Origin of the sequence: Arthrobacter sp. E3 (genome assembly GCF_017353415.1) — a bacterium.
In the GTDB taxonomy this organism is placed as follows: Bacteria; Actinomycetota; Actinomycetes; order Actinomycetales; family Micrococcaceae; genus Specibacter.
The window spans coordinates 1-17,979 of record NZ_JAFMPX010000056.1 but is presented as its reverse complement, the minus strand read 5'-3'; the positions used below and the strand labels follow the sequence as shown (position 1 = coordinate 17,979).

Genomic DNA, 17,979 nt, shown 5'->3' with positions numbered 1-17,979 from the left:
CGGCAGAACTGTCACCGATGTGTTGATACAGAAGTGTCACCGATGTCCTGCGACATAACAAACAAAATTAACAGATCCCACACAAAATTAAAAGGCCCCCGCACAAGACCTAACAAAGTACTACTAGGTCCTTGAAGAAATACTGGGTGGTTGCATCGGTTGCAATGCCTGTTGGAACGATGACGCCAGATCTGCCATTAGGGCCCGTCAAACTGCGGAAAAGTTCGGCAAATACGGCGTAGGTGTTGACGTCACCCCGACCATTAAAGGGGTACCGGCCAGACGTACGCATCATGGCACTTTGACCTTCAGCTTCTCGCTTTGCTTGCAAGAAGTCCCGATGCAGGATCGGGTCTTCATCAACCAACTTCTTGATCAGGCGTGTCCGTGCAGCCGCATTGGGCGCTTTCGCAATTGTTTCATTTCGGGCAGCAAAGAATTCCTGTTCCTGAAGCTTTACGCGTTCCCACGGCGGGTTGCCAAGCATGCAGGAGAATCCGCCCGGCCATCCTTCAGCACTCACCTCCTCACCTAGGTCGGGGTTGCCGAAGACTTCCGGGAACTCCAGATGCCAGTGAAAGAAGCGATAGTCGAGAGCCAGACTGCGGACACGCTCCACTGTTCCCGTATACCCGGCTGCGCCACCTGATTCGCCCAACTGTCGGACGATGGATGAGGTCGGCGGTTCGGGTTCATTCTCTTTCAGTGGCCACACAAAGGCGGCGCACCAGGCATCTGCGTGGAGCCGTTTCTGTTCCATCGCCTCGGAGTGGTCGAAGGATGTATAAGCCTTCGCTCGAGCGCGTGCCTCTTGCGCAGTGGCCACTGGTTGGTTCATTTCCATGCGGCGATTGATGATCTCCGAAATGTCGGGTGCCGCGTGAGAAAAGCTAAACGTTTCCTGCCCCAAAGAACCAAAAATTCTGTCGGCCTTGCGGGTGTTCTCAGCCTTGTTGCGCTTCTTCGCCTCGGCGGCGTACTTCTTGTCATCTCCCTCCAAGACAGTGAATGCTCCGTCTGGAACGCCCCCCGCCAAGAGTGCCGGAGTGGTCCCCAAAAGGCTATTACCGATCTTGATGCGGGCATCCAAGAACCCCAGAGGTTTTCCGGGCTGCATGGCTTCAAGCCACAGGGATACCTTTGCAAGTTCCGCGGCGAGGTCGTTCATGTCCACACCGTAGATGCAGCGTTCCACCACGTCGTGCAGGGCAGTCTGCACCTCGGACGGTGTGGGCTCGTTGTCGCCGGCACGAACTTCTGCCACTCGGCGGGCAATCCGGCGAGCAGCGGCTACCAAGAAGCCTCCGGAGCCAGAGGCGGGGTCGCAGACTGTCAATGCCAGGAGCCGGGATTCCCTATCCTGAGCATTGTCGCCACCGTTGATTGCTTCGTCCAGCAAAGGGTCCAAGGCGGTGTCCAGCAGAGCAGAGACCAGATTGGGAGGCGTGTAATAGGAACCTGTGGTCTTGCGGTCGTTCCCGGACAACAGGGCAAGCTCAAAGGTCCGTGTTTCCGTGTCAACCCTGGCGACAAACTCCAATAGTGATTCATAGACGGACCCCAACTCCTCGGCGCCGAGATGACGGTAGTCCACCGGTTGCATTCGCCCGGATTTGCCCGAGACCCACCCTAAACTGCGAATGGCTTTCAGGAAGTCTTGGTTGGCCAGCTCCGCACCGAGCAAGAGATCTTCTTGAGGTTGGCCCTCGGCGCTCTTGGCCCGCGGGTCAGGGTCAAAGAGACCGCCCAGCGCCGGCAGACCAATGGCAGAGAGACCGTCCCCACCCAAGGCAGAGAGCACCATCTTTTGGGTGCGCCACAGATCGGGATGGGGACCGCCGTCGCGGGTCCGAGCCATCTTGCGCAAACGGTGAGTGGAAAAGTAGTCATCGTAGCGCTGTCGGGCTTGCTTGCTGGTCTCGGGGTCCAGAAGCGCCCCGCGGTCTTCCACAACAAAGAGAAAAAGGAGCCGGTAGGCGGTTCGCAGGAGCGCCTTGTGGAAGTCCCTATGCCGGAGTTCGCCCGTGTGCAGCGCCTCCAGCAGCCAGCCATTGTCCGGATGGCGGAGAAACCCTGTTCCAAGGCTATTAAGTGCCTTCTCTACTCCTGCGCCGAGTTTGTCCAGCGCACGCGCTCCAGCCTGGACAGATTCGCTGCGCCACGTCTCGATCCAACAGTCGTCGGCCGGCGCGTCAGCGCCCCCTCGCTTGGCAAGTCGAGACTCATGGCACAGCTGCCAAAGCAATTGAAATTCGGAATACAGGTCCGAATCAAAAATGGTTTCAAGGTCGAACTCAATGTATGCGGAACCGGCAAGTGCTGTGGAGTCACGGAGCAGGCGCAGTTTCAGTCCGTTGCTCAGAATCGCCCACAAGTAGTTGTCCTCACGATTGAGGAACTCCTGAACCATGGCCTGCGGTGCACGACGAGCCGCACCGGCTTCTTTCGGTGTGCGCTTGTCAAGATCAAGGCCAGGACCCAGCAGATGGATCGGAACAGACTCCCAACGGTGAGAGATGGGATAGCTGTCCTCACCGATGGTCAAGCCGCCGGGGGTGGCCTGAACATGACCATAGCCGAGCTCCCGCAGGAGGACCAGAAGCCATTTTTGCCGGGCATCACCGGTGCCGGCCCCGACTCCATCCGGCCGCTTGGCCGCATCTGATTCACGCCACGCACTCCAAGCATCTTGGAGGTACATCCACGTTCTCGACGCCGCATCGCGAATAGTTTCGGTACCGATCAGGTGGTAACCGGAGGGAGCTAAACTCTTGACGTCATTGACTTCGCCAGATTGGATCCGCCCCAGCAAGGATGGCGGAACGACGCCGCCCACAACGGTGATTGCTTGAAATGCAGTGCTCAATTGTTGCCTCCGGCCGGGCTGTATACGTACACGCCGAGGATGTCGACGGGAAGATTTGCTTCAACACTCAGACCTCGAATACCCAATTGCCCGGCGCGGTCCCCTCGTGCGGCAATGCGGACCTCACGGTGCGCGTCGCGGATTTGGTCCGCCACCTCCTGTGCCTTTTCACTCAGCTGTCCCGTCAACAACGGTATTGAGTTCAGAATGTTGGACATCATGTTGCTCACGTCCCCGGTATTGGCCGACGGCTTCGCATCCAGTAGCGCCTCAACTTGATCATCGGCCAGCCAGACCGGGTTCTGAGGGGAGCCGGTAAACGCCAAGACCCTAGCCTCCTCAGCCATATCAGTCCTGTCGCCCAGACGCGCGGGCAACACCAGTTTGGTACGGAACCGCACCAACAACGCAACCGTCAGGTGGTCGACGTCGTTCGTCTTGATGAAACCACATCGCCGGGCAGGGCGCTCCTTGCCAGACAGCTGCACGTCCAAGGCAGAATTAAGAACATAGTTGGCAGCGGCAGCCACGGCTGGGTCCGTGCGCACTAAGACCGAAGCATGGCGGGGAGCCGGGAAATCACTGACAAACCGGATGGCCTTGTCAGTTCCCAACGCGCTGCGAACTCCCGCAACAGCTGCCGTCAGCTCCGCCGTGAACCCGTCTTCCGACGCCTGGACATGCGCGCCGGTTTCTTCCAGTGCGGCACGAACGAATGCGGCGACATCGTCAGGGTCTCCCAGACTCCGCCGGGCAGCTTCCACAACCTTTTCAACTTCTTCGGGCCGCACAGCATTTTGAGCGAATCGGGACCGGCTGGCCTTTTCCTGCTCGGCACTGCTGCGCCATTCAGCATCAAACTGTTCAGCCTCCGGCGTCAGGCTGAACAATTCCAGCTGGTCGCCGTCCTTGCCACGCATGAGTACGCCCTCCAACAGGGCAGCCAACACTTGGTCACTCTTGGGAGGCACTGGCACGCTGATACCCAAATCCCGGCGAATGCTCTCATGCTTGCGCAGCAGAACTTCCAAAACGATGCCGTCAATGCCGTTGTCATCCCCATACAGGGTCAGTGCACGTACGGTCTCAGAAAGCTGACCAAACCGGTCAACACGTCCCTCCCGCTGTTCGTGGCGGGTGGGGTTCCAGGCAAGGTCGTAATGGATGACGGCTTGGAACCCATCTTGAAGGTTTACTCCCTCAGACAAGCAGTCAGTAGCCACAAGGATCTTGGGCACATTTTGCCCCTGCGCACGTTCGGCCTGGGCAGCAATGCGGGCGGCGCGTTCTTCAGAGGGCAATTCACCGGTCACGACTTCAACATCAAACTTCTTCTTACCCGCATCCCGCAAGTACTGGGCCACGTAGTGGGCCGTGGGGATGAAACGACAGAAGACGATGGGCTGGTAGCCGTCGGCAATCAGACTTTTGGCGCGATTCAAGAGCAGCAGAAGCTTTGCGTCAAGCTCCGGATGTTCTTGGAGGTGCCTAGCGGTCTTCAGAAAGGTATTGAGATTGCGTTTCTGCGACGAGGACTCTTCCATCGTGTTCGGGCGCGAGCCCGGAACGACGTCGATCGCCTCACCGCCGTCGTCCTCCACCTGGTCCATAACAACGGCCATGCCACGCTTCTCGGCCGCCTCCCGAGTCTCCGCTTCTTCACCGATGGCTCGGGTGCCCAACGTCGCCGCGGCAGAGGCGGGCGAAGATGCCATGGCGCGCAGAAGTGACAGCGCTGACCACCAACGAATTCGCTGATCACGTTTGGTGCCTGAGCTGTCCTGGACCTGTCCGCGGACGTAGTCAATAACAGCGTCGAAAAAGGCTTTGTGTTCCGGCGAAAGTTTGTAGGCTACTTCGACGGTCTGCCTGTCACTGGGAAACTTAGTATCCGATTTAAGGTAGCTGCGAATATCCACACGGCGGCGCTGCACCATATGGTCAGCGAGCTTCCGCCGGCCGCTCTCTGTTGAGAGGTCGGCGGTTTTGAGAGAGTTGTCCAGCAGGCCAATCAAATTACGGAAGGCGCCGTCGTTGCCGCTGTGGGGTGTTGCCGTAACCAACACCAGGTGCCGTTCGGGGTCATCGGCAAGTCCTCGAACCAGCTCATACCGTTGGGTCCGACCGGCTCCGCCCTTACCCGAGTCATCGGCACTGACACCATGTGCTTCATCTACTATGACGAGGTTGGGAGCTGTCCGCATAAAGTCATGACGCTTGGACTCAGACTTGATGAAGTCCGTGGAAACGATCGTGTACTTGAAGTATTCGAAGACTGACTTGTCATATCCGGCCTCTTTTTGGAGTCGTTTGACAGTCCCGGGCAGGACCAGCTGTGCCTCAATGCCAAACTTTTCCGAAAGCTCTTGACGCCACTGCTGGGCAAGGCTCGGCGGGCAGAGGACCGACAAGCCATCGGCATCTCCTTGGGCGATGAGCTCAGAGGCTATTAGCCCAGCTTCAATCGTCTTTCCAATGCCGACGTCGTCAGCAATCAGCAGCCTGACCACGTCCTGGCGCAACGCCAACAGCAGCGGAACTAGCTGGTAGGGGCGCGGGCTGACATTCAGTCCAGCAAGTGATCGGAAGGGACCGCCGCTGGAACGAAATCCAATGCGTAGGGCGTCACGGAGCAGCCGCGCACTACGGTCATCTCCCAAGTCCGTAGCCGATGGCAGGCCAAACGATGCGGGGACCACGTCTTCAATGGCCGGGATGACGCCGGCAATATCTTCGTCGGTTCCCCCGATGGGCCTTAGCACCAGGAAATCTGGCTGGCTCTCCGGCAAAACGACCCATTCCCTGCCACGGGCAGCAACAAGTGAGCCAATCGCAAAACTCTGTTCCGTCGTCGTACTTGTCACTACACAGCTCCAAAAATGTTTGCGTGTTCGCTGACGAACACTTCGATATCCATACTGGCGCACCATGTGATGACGTTCCAGTTGCCGAAGGTCAGAGCCATCGTGTCCACCGGTGGCCGGGCGGGGTCTTCGACGATTACAGCAGTACGCACTGACAAGTTGGTCGCGTAGACAAAGTCAACGACATTTCCCTCCAGCGTTGGTCCCACCTCATCCGGAAGCCGGCTGCCATTCTCCAACAAATAATCCAGGAGGCCTTGGGCACGGGCGCTTACCACAGTTCCGGGCGGCAAAGCATGCTTCGCTTGACGGGGTTCAACGGATGCGGCGGTGACAGCACCTGCCAATTGACGCAAGCGATTAATGATTAGCCGGCGGTCGATGATCTCATGGTCACGCTGGTTGCCGTAGGACAGAAGGCAGCGGTAGCAGCCACGGACACACGCCTTATCCGAATCCTGACCAGTCTGCTCATCCACATGGAGAATTTCCAGTGCTTTGGCAGCTACTCGAGCCATCGCGTCCGGCTCGCCTTGGAGGCGCCGTAACACACCCGCGCCCCCCTCGGCTGCCTCGATGAATAGCAGCCGACCCCGGTCCTCGTCGTCGGCCAGAAGTTCACTCGATAGCTCGGAATCTTCCAGTTGGAAGACGGCTTCAATTCCCCGTTCGAGGGCGAACTGCATGGTGGTAGCCTCCGCCGTCGTCAACACATCGTGCCACCGGATGACAGCAATGTTTCTCCGATCCTCCACATACGGGGTGACCATCTGCTTTTTCTTGGATTGTTCAACGGTGGTGTCGTCGGCATCGGCAATATCGTCGCCTTCTCCGGTTTCTGCGGTTGCTCTCTTTTCCGATAGCCATTCACCAGTGATGAGATCCAGCCAGAAACCATGGCGATCCTGCTGTGCCCGATTCCGGCGGCCCAGATTCGTGATGCGAACGGTGGCACCGTCACCATAGATGACATGTCCCAGGTCAGTTTGCCCGTTCAGAATGGTCGCATCCGAGTGCCCTGGCTTTTTTCCATGCGGGGCGAACCTGTAATTGGTCACCAACTCGAAGCCTTGCCTGTTTCGTTCTTCCTCATCGGCGCTAATCCGTTCGCGCCGTCGCGTGATGACCGATTGCAGCTGCATGAGATTGGACCAGCTCCCTCCAAGCGGTTCTTCGCAGGATTCGCAGATGTCCAAGCCCGCTTCGCGTTGGTGTAAGTACCCGCAGGCCTCGCAGACCCGAGCCTCGCCCAAGACAACGTCGCCTACTCCGCCGCCGTCGGAATCACGAGGCAAGCTCACCCGTTTGACCTGGTACCGGGCGCCTTCATGATAGATCAGGGCATCCGGGCCGAACTCACTGATGGCGAGGAACCGGGAGCGCTGCAACCAAGTGCTGTTGCTGTCCTTGCCCCGCCGCATGCCCGGGATGAAAGCCGCAAGCGGCAGCCTCGGGAACGAATACCCAGGAAGGAATCCTTCCGAGGCAAGGTAACGCAATGTATAGAAATCCGACTGTCCGCGTGAGTCACTGTCGTTGAGAAGAATTTCCAGACGTTGGCCAGCCTCCCGGTGCCGACTGATAGCCAACTCGCGTGATTTAGAATCCGTGGAATGGTCCTGACTGGCACGGTGGGCAGCATCCTGTTCTGCAATGGCGCTGCGATACAGCTGGCGCCAACGCTCACACGCCTGATCGAAGCTTGCCAAGGCATTCTCAATCACTTGATCAGACCACGACTCTGTCCACCAGGGAGTGTCGCGCAACTCTCCTTCGATGCTTCGCATGAGGTTTCTGGCAGAGCTTTTTGCCTTTACAGCTGCACCCGGGTCCGCCAAGACGGCAATGATTTGGGCTTGCAGCGGGTAGCTCTTGTCTTCGAGCTTCAACAATCCACTCATGGACTTGCCCAAACCGGTTTTCGTTGCGGCCAAGGCTTCGGCGAGCCACACGGCATGCACGTGAGACCGGACCAAGTCTTCATTGGCAAAGTCGAGGCGTGGCGGTTGTACTTGCCCGGAAACCATCAGTTCTGAGCGTTCAAAGTAGTACGAATCATGAGGGCTGCCCGTGGCGCAGTAGGTCAACACCAATGCGGGTTGACCCGAGCGTCCGGCGCGACCGCTTCGCTGGGCATAGTTCGCTGGTGTGGGTGGAACGTTGCGCATGGCAACGGCATTGAGATCGGCAATATCAACGCCGAGTTCCATGGTGGGTGAGCAAAAAAGCAACGGCAGGTCCGCACTACGGAATTCCTGTTCCCGCTTTTCACGGTCATCCGCCCGGACCTGGGCGGTGTGCTCAGCGGCCTTCAGGCCCGCCAACTCCTGTCCAGTTTCCAGATACAAGTCCTTGAAAAATCCGATAACACGGGGTTTCTGGTCGGCATGATACGTCCGGCGCAAAAGATCCGGCGCACCGTATTCACCGTCGCCCTTCTTCAAAACCATGCTCGAGAGCTTCAACCGGTAACCTGAGGACTTTCCTTCCACCACTTCTGCAATGAAACCGGTTTCCAGAAGGATGGTGAAGAGTGAGGCGATGACTTCATCGACTTCCACCCGTTTGAGCCTATTGCCGGGGGATGCGGTCTTTGCCAGCCAACGTCCAAATGTACCGTAGGAGGTGATGGGCAGGGTCGTTCTGAACGCCATCTTCTTCGGTTCAGTGGTCACCAAGCCAACGCTTGCGGCAGATTCCTGCTCGGGCAGGGCCCAGATTCCAGTCAGAAACTCTCTGCTGCGATTCTTGACCCGCTCCAACCAATCCGCGGTCAGCTCTTCAGCATCGATGGCCAGCACGCGCCTGAACTCATCGAGCAAGACCCTGATGATCTCTTCACGTTTTCCTGGATCCGCATCTCGGAGAATATAGTGGGCGCTTTCCCAGCGGCGCTCTTGTTCTGCCAAGTTCTTCGCCAGCGGGTAGTCAACTACGAGCAAGCCGGTCTGTTCCAAGTTAGGTAAAGTAATCCGCCAGCCGCGTTGCAAATCACGCAGTGCGCGATAGGTAACTACCTCATTGAGGGCCCGCTTGGTGGGTTTGGGGTCTAGAGGATCTTCTGTCCTCGCATAGTCAGTCCACGCGAGATCGAGAGTTTTTACCATGGCGTCGCCAAGCTCCATGGCCTCAACCCCAGTATCGCCCGCGGAGGCCACTGCCCTATAGAGCGCAGAACGAAGTTGGGCGACCTGAACAAAGTCATTCAGATGGCCTGCTTGCAATGAGGCGTCCTGCCGATTATCCACAAATGTCAACAGCTTCTTGGCTGCTGGCTTCAAGTCACTGCCCGCATCGGAGCGTAGGAGCTGCACCAACTTGGTGGCGATCACAGTCATGGCACTGCTGCGACCTTCTTGGTCGAGGGTGACAACCTTTGAGAATTCACCGCTCCGCGCGGACTCGTAGGTCACTTGGCAATTGAGGCAGAACCCAAGGCTCCCAGGAACCCATGCGGCCAACTGTCCTGAATCCTGTGTGTACTCATTGTCCGGGGCCGCCGAGCCATCTGGCTGCACCCAGAATCTGGAGGGGACCCGCTTGCGCTTGGACTCGATGATGGGGTTGCGATGTTCTGCGTTGCTAAGCCACGACCCCGGAATACGCCCTGCTTCCACTGCCTTGTCCGGCCATTCTTGGCTGGTGGAAATGTATAGATACCCGTCCTGGCCGTTGTCGTCGCCACCGCTCTGCTGCATTTTGAGCTCGTGGCGGGTTACGAATCGGTGTTCCCCATCTCGCTCTGTCAGCCGGGCCATGAGATACTCTTGGCCGCATTCCCGACAGAATGCCAGCGGGTAGAGGCGTTTCTCTTCCGGACCCACAGTTAGCTGGAAATCTGTCTCGATCAGTCTTGATTCTTCGGATTCCGCCGTGACATACAGCGAACCTGCTTTGGAAATGAACTGGTGCAGTCGGAAAGCAAACAATGGACGGTTTGTCTCGCTGTGTTTGGCTTTAGAACCGGCGAGGAGCGTGGCACGGATAGCCGTGGCACACCTACGGATTGGCTCTCCGGTTAGCTTGGCGAGTTCTGCTGCTGCGTGAGTAACGGTTTGTGGCTTTTGGCGCACAATCCTGCGTGAGTCTGGCTCTCTAGTGAGGCCGAAATTGCCCTCAATCCAGGAAGCAAGGGGATCGGACTGCATCAGTGTGTAGCCGCCCGAAAGGGTCGGGCTACTAAATTCGGCATCTCCGCGTTCCAGCACAGCTGACCGCAGTTCTTCGTTCGAACGCTCATGACTGGTAGTTGCTTGCACCAGTGTTTCGGTTATTACATGCTCCGGGGTGATACTCGTACCGAAGATGCGTGAGGCTACCTTGGCGACGTCTACTTGTTGTTCCGCCAGGGTACCGCCGCTGGACATTGTCGCCGAAGTCCCAATGCATTGGAGCGTCTGGTGGGCGTTGCAGGCATCGCGCAGCCGTCGCACCAGCATGGCGACGTCGGCGCCCTGGCGCCCACGGTAGGTGTGCAATTCGTCCAAGACCAAAAACTGCAAACCCGAGGCTGCACGAATCAGCGATTGGCGCTCCTCCGGCCTTGTTAGGACATATTCGAGCATCACATAGTTGGTCAGCAGGATATCCGGAGGATTCTTCAGAATATTTTCGCGATCCTCGCCACGCTCCTGTCCTGTGTAACGGGCAAAAGTTACTGGTGGTTTGCCATCAAAACCGAAATCGAGGAACTTAGACAATTCCTCCATCTGGCTGTTGGCCAAGGCGTTCATGGGGTAGACGATTATCGCCTTGATGCCTTTTCCTGTGCCTTCGCGCAGGACTCGATCCACAATCGGGACAATGTAGGCGAGCGACTTACCAGAGCCGGTCCCGGTAGTCAGGACATAAGAGTCCTTCTGTGCAGCAATTTCAATGGCGTCCCGTTGATGCTTATGCAGTGTGATGGGCGAGGAACCACGATCCGCCATGTCCGTCTTGGGCCTGAAGATGGCGTCACACGAGGAGTGCAGAATCCCGCGCCTGACGAGCTCATCGATACGGCCACCGGAACTAAAAGATGGGTTCAGTGACAGCCACGGATCGGGCCATTGCCGTCCCTTGTCGCCTAACTCGACGACGGCATCCTTGATCCTCGTATCTTGGATGTCGACAAAGCCCTCGGTGAACGAGCGGTAGCCCTCGATCAGTTGATCCCGAATACCAAACGCGTCCACTTAAAACCCCCCGTGATGCCTACGACACTATTGTCCACAGCAAGAATAGGCAGGTTCAGCTGAGACTAGCTATTTGGGCACGATTCGCACCGTGAATTTTCGATCCACACGCTACATCTATGCATGACTCGATAGACGGCATCATTCAACCGGTAGTCCGTTTAGAGGAACCGCAAAGAGTTTTCACGCGTCTGCTTGTCCAACTAACTGGCATCAGCACCCGCCCGCCTATCGAAATCCCCGTTCAAGAACTTCACACATCTGGCATCCAAGGCCTTGGCCGTCGGTTTGCAGCACGACGCTCACGCACGTCGTTGAGTGCTCTTGACCCCATGAACTGGCATGGAAACTACAACTTGCAGGCAGTGCGGTACCGCCTTTGCACCACACCGCACAACTCAGAAATACTGTTCAACGGCTTGCTCCCGCCGTCGTCGGGATCACGAATGGCGAGCCCGACACCACTCCGAGGCTACCCAGTCCCTGCGAGCGCAGCTTGAATCTACCGCCGTCAAATACCGCATCCGCTCCCAGGAAGCAGCGGTCGAGTTCCACAGGCTGCTTGATGCAGCAGAACGGGAGGCTCGGGATCAGCTCTCATTTCAAGCCAACCGCCACGAGCGGGAGACCGAGGCTTTACGGACCCGGTTGCGAGACCTTGCGTCAATCAATGTCGACATTGCTTGTGAAATCCCGGAGTTGAAAGCTCAAGTTACTGAGCTGCAGCTCGAGAATGCCCGGCTGATCCACAGCGAGCGAGCCGATTTCCAGGAGCTCATGCAGATCGCAGGCCGGCTGTTTGAGCTGTGTTCGCGGTTGGGTCTCCCACTCGATAAGGCGACGAAGGAGATCTTTCAGCGCCGCGGCTGGCGGACCAACACCCTAGTGCCCAAACAGTGACTGTCTCCATGTCCCGGCTGACGGCCACGGCCGGATTGAAGTACCTGCTCAAAACCACGATGAAGGACGACATGATCAAGCCTCTCGATGACGCCACCAGCTACTACGTCAAAGCCGGGACACCTCCAGGCAAGTGGCTCGGCAGTGGCCTCGACGGCATCGATCGGCGGCCCCATCAAGCAGTGACTGCGTCGGATGCAAAAGCAGTATTCTCACTCGCTCAACATCCCGACAATCAGACGATCCTTGGCCGGCCCCACGGCCAAACAACCGTCGCCTACAGAAATGGTGAAGAGCAACAGCGCCATGCTGTGGCCGGGTTTGACTTGACGTTTAGCGTCCCCAAGTCCGTTTCCGTCCTGTGGGCTCTCGCAGACAAAGACATCCAGCAACAAGTCTTTGCCTCCCACCACCGTGCGGTGGAGTCTGTTCTTGCCTGGCTCGAGGACCAGGTTGTCCATACACGGACTGGACGCAATGGAGTCGCCCATGTGGGCACAAACGGCGCCATCGCTTCAGCATTCGACCACTGGGAATCCCGGGCCGGAGATCCACAGCTTCACACTCATCTGGTCATCGCCAACCGAGTTCAACGACGTAGTGACGGCGCATGGACTACCGTCGATTCCCGAACGCTCTACAAAGGCATCGTCGCCGCAAGCGAACACTACAACGGGCTGCTTCTGGATGAACTCCAACGTGCTCTCGGCACGGAGGCAGACTTCCGTTCCCCCATAGAAGTGGGTCGCAACTCTGGTCTTGAATTGACCGGTGTCGATCAACAGCTCATCAAGGAGTTTTCCAACCGGAGCAGGCTCATCGATGCTGAAACAGACAGGCTCACCCAGCTTTGGACTACCGAGCACGACAAACGGCCCGGCGCCACTACCATCATCAAGCTCCGCCAAATTGCCACGTTGACGACACGACAACCTAAGGACGAATCCCCACGACCGTTGACAGAACTTCGCGCAAGCTGGCAACAGCGTGCCATCGCCACAGGAAAAACTCCAAGGGCCGTCGTCGAGAATACGATTGACCGCTCCATGCAACGGCCTGTCAGATCTTCAGACGTCTCTTTGGAATGGAATGATGCGGTCGCAACCATGGTCAGGGATGGAGTCGCCCAACGCCGGGCCACGTGGAACCGCTGGAATCTCCTCGCAGAAGCTGAGCGCGTCTGCGCTGGCATCCGGTGCGAGTCCCCCGCCGACCGCCGGCGCCTGATCGACTCAGTCACCACAGCTGCAGAATCCCAATCGGTACCGCTCAACAAGGCCCGCTACAGCCTTCCTATGACTGCTGCAGACGATCTGAGATACGCTGGTCACTCCGTCTTTGACTTCCCCGGCGCTCGTCTCTACACGGACGCCAGCACCCTAGCCAGTGAGCAATTTGTCGTGGAAGCCCGAAGCGCCCCAAGCGGGCCTGCTGTCGATCGCGCCTCAGCAAGCGATCAACTCATCAACTACCACCACAGGGCCGGCTACGAGTTAACCGCAGACCAACTCGCCGCTGCGGAAAACGTACTGTCTAGCGGCCACAAGCTCGACGCTATTGTTGGCCCCGCCGGCTCCGGCAAGACCACCACCATGGCTGCCATCAAGGCCGTATGGGAAAATGCCCATGGTGAGGGGAGCGTCGTCGGACTTGCCCCAGCCGCTGCGAGCGCAGAAGTGCTGGCAAAGGAACTCGGCATCAGTGCGGAAAACGTCGCCAAGTGGCTCTATGAAAGCGTAGGACAAGGAGCAAGCTACCGGGCCGACCGGTTCCACAATCTGGAATCAATGCCACGAACCAGCCATACAGCTGTTGCAGCACAACTGGCAGCGTTGTCACTCCAACAGTCCATCTGGGGCTTCAGAAAGGACCAGCTCGTCATTATCGACGAAGCGTCCATGATCTCCACTATCCAACTCGCCGGTCTGGTCCACCAAGCCCAAGATGCAGGTGCCAAACTCCTACTAGTGGGCGATCCCGCCCAACTCGATGCAATCGATGCTGGCGGAATGCTCGGGTGGTTGCACCGTGACGGCAAGGCCGTGGAACTCACCACCATTCACCGCTTCACCCACAGTTGGGAGGGCCCGGCGTCGCTCCGACTTCGCGACGGCGACATCGAGGCCGTCGACCTTTACGCTGCCCAAGAACGCATCCAGCACGGCGATTACATGGACATGGTTGAAACTGCCTACCAGGGTTGGTCTGCCGACCTGGGTTCTGGTAAATCTTCCATCCTGATCGCCCCGCACAACGACACCGTGGCCACCCTGAACGTGCGGGCCCATGCCGAGCTCGTTGAATCGGGTCACGTCGATGCCGAGCACACCGTCGCCCTCGCCGATGGTCTGACTGCAGGCCGTGGCGACACCATCATCGCCCGCAAGAACAACCGTAAGATGATCGACAACGACGGTGAATACCTGCGAAACGGCACTCTCCTGCGCATCACCAAGCGGCCGCACAGGGACGGAACCATCACCGCCTGCCGCGTGGACACCGGCGCCACCATCAGACTCAGCCAGGTGTATCTCGGTACCTCCGCCGAGCTCGGCTACGCAACCACCGCCCACCGCTCCCAGGGCATCACCGTGGACACCAGCCACATCGTCCTGACGCAAGGCTGCCTCACCCGCGAGCTGTTCTACGTCGGCATGACCCGCGGCCGCAACAGCAACACCGCCTACGTGTGCGAGACCAACCCCGCCCTCGACGAACCCGCGATGGGCGAACCAACCGCCAGTTGGCGACAGATCCTCGGTGAGGTCCTTGCCGCTGAAGGAGCCGAGCGTTCTGCCCACGAGGTCCAAGCTGCGGAAATTGCCAAGGGCGACACCCTCCACCGGCTTGCCGCCGAGTATGACTATCTCGCCCAGCTGGCCGCCGCCGAAAACCTGACCCTGGCTATCTCAAAGGTGATGCCCGACGTCGTCACTCGCCTTCAAGAGTCTCCGTCCTGGGGCGCTGGTGTTGCCGCTTGGCGACGTGCAATGGCTATCAATCCAGCTGCTGCTCAAAGAGTTCTGGAACGTGCTCTGAGGCATCCTGGCGATGCTCAGGATCAAATGGCAGTCCTTCATGCACGCCTTCGCCAGACAGCCAGCAATAGCCCCTCGGAAGTTTCTCCGGATGTCTTTGACGAGCCGCTATTCACCGAGCGCACGGACCTTGCAGACATGATCGGCCAGGTACGCGCCCGCACGATCAAACGCCGTGACCGAGTGGCTAGGGAAGCACTCAGCGTTGGATTTCCGTGGGTCCACGCGCTGGAAACAATTCTCGGGCCTACGGTAAACCCGGAGCATCGGGCTGAGACTGTCAGTGAGGTTGGGGCATTCCGCGACCGCTGGGAAATTGCCACATCCACAGAACCGCTTGGTGCAGTTCCCGCCAACTATGAGTGGGAACAGTCAGCCCAGCGAGAGTCCCTGCAGCGGCGAATTCAATCGCTGAACGAACACGCATCTCGTTCGTTGGGGCAACGTGCGGCCGGGCTGCCAGCACCGATTGTGCACCAACCCTTTATCTCTGTCGGACCCACGCTCTAAACTGGAAGTCGAAAGGAAGTCGTGCGGTCATGAACCCAATGATCAGACCATCAGTCGCCTCGGCGCCGCTCGTCATGTGGAGCGTCGCGATAGGCCTGTGCACGCTCTACTTGGTCCCAGCAACGCTCGCGAACTGGCCAGCACCACCATGGCTGATAACTATCGCTTCGATACTTCTGGTTTTCTCAGTCGCGCTGGCACTTCGCTGGGTGTTCAAAGCGCGCCATGCCCGGGCGTGGGATGTGAGTGCACGGTCTCTTTGGCAGCAGTTTGAGGGCGCTCGCCTCGCTGCCGGGACGACAACCGAAGTCACGATCCTCAGCGTCCAAGAAGTTCAACCGACGGGCGCTTGGGTCACCATCAATTGGGATCAGTTCGGCTACACACAGCCCGCCTGGATCGAAGGCAAGGGCGGAACGTATTGGCCAGGTTCCGTCATACTCATCACCCCCGACCCGGCGCAGGTCCACGCGGGCCGCCCGTGGCCACAGACCTACCGGATTGCAGAATCTGCGTGCCGGGCAATTGCACCTATGGGGCATCCAGTCGCATAGTCCCAAAGTGGTTCGAAGATAGGATCGTCGCAGACCAAGCAAGGGGGCTGACAGATATATCATCGACGCCTGATGGCGTGCTATTAGTTTTCGTCTAAATCGCTGGCGAGAATACCTGGCAATTATCCGGGAAACCCAATACCAGTTCGAGTCTATTTGATGCTACTTGCTTTGCTTGGCTAGCCTACGTATGGCGGCGCTGACTAGCTCATAACTCAAGAGCCGATCGACAAAAAATCTGAGGTCGTCCCACCTAGCCAATCCCTAACTATCTAGCCGCATCATCTCCTTTTTTGATAGCACGGAGCTTCATAAGAGTGTCCTGCCCCAAGGGCGTTAGTGCCCAATATTTATTCTTGTCGGTCGTAGAACGCCTTTTTATTCCATGAGTAATCAAATTGAGAGCGAATAACTGAACAATAATATCATCGACACATTCCGCTATTGTCTTGATACTTTCAAGTTTTCCAAAGTCAGCAGGGAGCTTATCCTTATTTTCAGTGAATAGCGCACTATAAGTAAATTTTTCCACCGCCGCCAAAAATTCACGCTCTGTGGACTCATTAATAAGACTTGGTCCTAGATCATAAAGAATTGAGTTCCAATTTACCGGCAATACTATCTGCTTCCTACTCTTCGCAGAATTCCACTGAATACCTTTAGAAGCGACCGCTTCAGTATAGTATTCGATGAGTAAATATAGATCGTATGGATCTGTCCCGGATGCCAAATCATCCGGTATGGAAGATTTCACTGTAGTTTCAGAATCCAATTTCAGCTTCAGCTCGCTGACCTGCGCACGAAGATTGGCTATCTCCGCCTCCGTTTCCGGCGTCATGGCATATTGACCACGCACCCAACCTTCTGCTTTATGCTTCTTCATAGTCATAATGAGGCTTCGAGAAACCGCAGATCCGAGTTCCGCTGCAGAGGTGTAAGTCTTGATTAGCCGCGACTTAACCTTGATTATGAAGGCGTCAAGTTCCGCCTGAGCCGCCGGCTGGCTCTTATCCAGTGGCAACTTTCCTGGGCTGGCATTAATGAACCCTAGTATTGGCTTGCCTGTAGCGACCGCATAGTCGAATTCTTTCTCGGTGTAGCTGATACCATCCGGCGCCATACTGCCGTACCGCCCACCTACGATCACCACGTAATAGTCACTCTCGTCGATAACCTGCTGGATCAGGGTCCACTGATCATCGTTGGCCGCAGGGAACATTTCCATACCTGCTGGTAGACAATCCATTTCGAGCAAGGCCTGGAAGACTTCACGGCGTTCGTCCACGAGGTCGATGTAGGTTGAACTGACAAATACTTGATAACGGCGATCCATGCAACATGTTTAGCACACGGGACAATATTTCAGTTAAAAAGTGGATTTGGAACGGGATCCACCCATTGGTTGTAGCGACAGTTGAGCCACGACGTCCAGCCTCTTACAGTGGCCCACATTATTGAAAAGTGGCTTGGTTTGGCGATATTACGGTTGGAGACACGATTCGAATCTGATTTGTCACGATCCTTCGCCGATCCACAACGAATTCACCAGCCGAGATTCTCCCGCCCAGCTCGACTGGACTAGTGAAATCAAGTACCGACTTGGACGCCGATGTAACCCTAGCAAGAACAGACTTTGCGATGTCGGTCCGGGACAGCAGTTTACATCCTGCTTTTGGCGAAATTATGGAGTCGGCTTCGGCGACTATGACGGCGTCGGCCCATCCAGCCAAGTAGCTGGAGGACTGCAGCCCGCGGTCGATCCCGTGCGCCTTCAGCACGATGTAAGCAACGGATTCGGCTTCGACTTCGGCCAGTCCACGATGTTCGGCGCTGCTGCCGTAGAGCTGCCCCAGAGCATCGTCAGGACCGTGGAGCATGACATGGCCGAGTTCGTGCGCGAGCACAGCAAGCCTTTCACCTCCCTCGAGCCATGCCCCGATACTGCTTGAATTCTAGGGGTCGTTGCAACACCTGGTGTTTAGTTGGTTATCAGTAGATCATGAAGTTGCTCGGCTGGTGTATTCCAGTTGAGCGTTTTGCGTGGGCGTGCGTTGAGTTCCTGGGCGACGT

The 17,979-nt window shown here is 57.4% G+C and carries 8 protein-coding genes; 3 read left to right on the top strand and 5 right to left on the bottom strand.

Annotated elements, in window-relative coordinates:
• Positions 1–109 precede the first annotated feature (109 nt).
• The 3 genes from JMA46_RS16000 to JMA46_RS15990 are packed head-to-tail and all read right to left on the bottom strand — an operon-like array spanning position 110 to position 10,907.
• The gene (locus JMA46_RS16000; protein ID WP_207346343.1) at positions 110–2,866 is read right to left on the bottom strand and encodes a DNA methyltransferase; all 2,757 of its coding nucleotides are present in this window, start codon (positions 2,864–2,866) and stop codon (positions 110–112) included.
• On the bottom strand, positions 2,863–5,730 hold the full coding sequence (locus JMA46_RS15995; protein WP_207346342.1) for a helicase-related protein: 2,868 nt from the start codon (positions 5,728–5,730) through the stop codon (positions 2,863–2,865). Before JMA46_RS15995 ends, JMA46_RS16000 begins: the two co-directional genes overlap by 4 nt.
• Complete coding sequence (locus tag JMA46_RS15990) at positions 5,730–10,907, bottom strand: DEAD/DEAH box helicase (RefSeq protein ID WP_207346341.1); 5,178 nt, start codon at positions 10,905–10,907, stop codon at positions 5,730–5,732. The genes JMA46_RS15995 and JMA46_RS15990 overlap by 1 nt, the downstream gene beginning before the upstream one ends.
• Positions 10,908–11,606: 699 nt before the next feature.
• On the opposite strand from JMA46_RS15990, the gene JMA46_RS15985 reads away from it, so the two are divergent.
• From JMA46_RS15985 to JMA46_RS15975, 3 genes are read left to right on the top strand one after another with little or no spacing between them, the layout of a single operon-like run.
• A complete protein-coding gene (locus tag JMA46_RS15985; RefSeq protein WP_207346340.1) occupies positions 11,607–11,807 on the top strand; it encodes a hypothetical protein in 201 nt (66 codons plus the stop codon).
• Between the two features lie 8 nt (positions 11,808–11,815).
• Complete coding sequence (mobF, locus tag JMA46_RS15980) at positions 11,816–15,355, top strand: MobF family relaxase (RefSeq protein ID WP_207346339.1); 3,540 nt, start codon at positions 11,816–11,818, stop codon at positions 15,353–15,355.
• 29 nt (positions 15,356–15,384) lie between these two features.
• Positions 15,385–15,909, top strand: a complete 525-nt coding sequence (locus JMA46_RS15975; RefSeq protein ID WP_207346338.1) for a hypothetical protein — start codon at positions 15,385–15,387, stop codon at positions 15,907–15,909.
• A 268-nt stretch (positions 15,910–16,177) separates the two neighbouring features.
• Here the strand turns inward: JMA46_RS15975 and JMA46_RS15970 are convergent, their stop codons facing one another.
• Positions 16,178–17,242, bottom strand: a complete 1,065-nt coding sequence (locus JMA46_RS15970) for a DUF4062 domain-containing protein (protein WP_207346337.1) — start codon at positions 17,240–17,242, stop codon at positions 16,178–16,180.
• 118 nt (positions 17,243–17,360) lie between these two features.
• Positions 17,361–17,813, bottom strand: coding sequence for a hypothetical protein (locus tag JMA46_RS15965; RefSeq protein WP_207346336.1), 453 nt, complete (start codon positions 17,811–17,813; stop codon positions 17,361–17,363).
• Between the last annotated feature and the right edge of the window lie 166 nt (positions 17,814–17,979).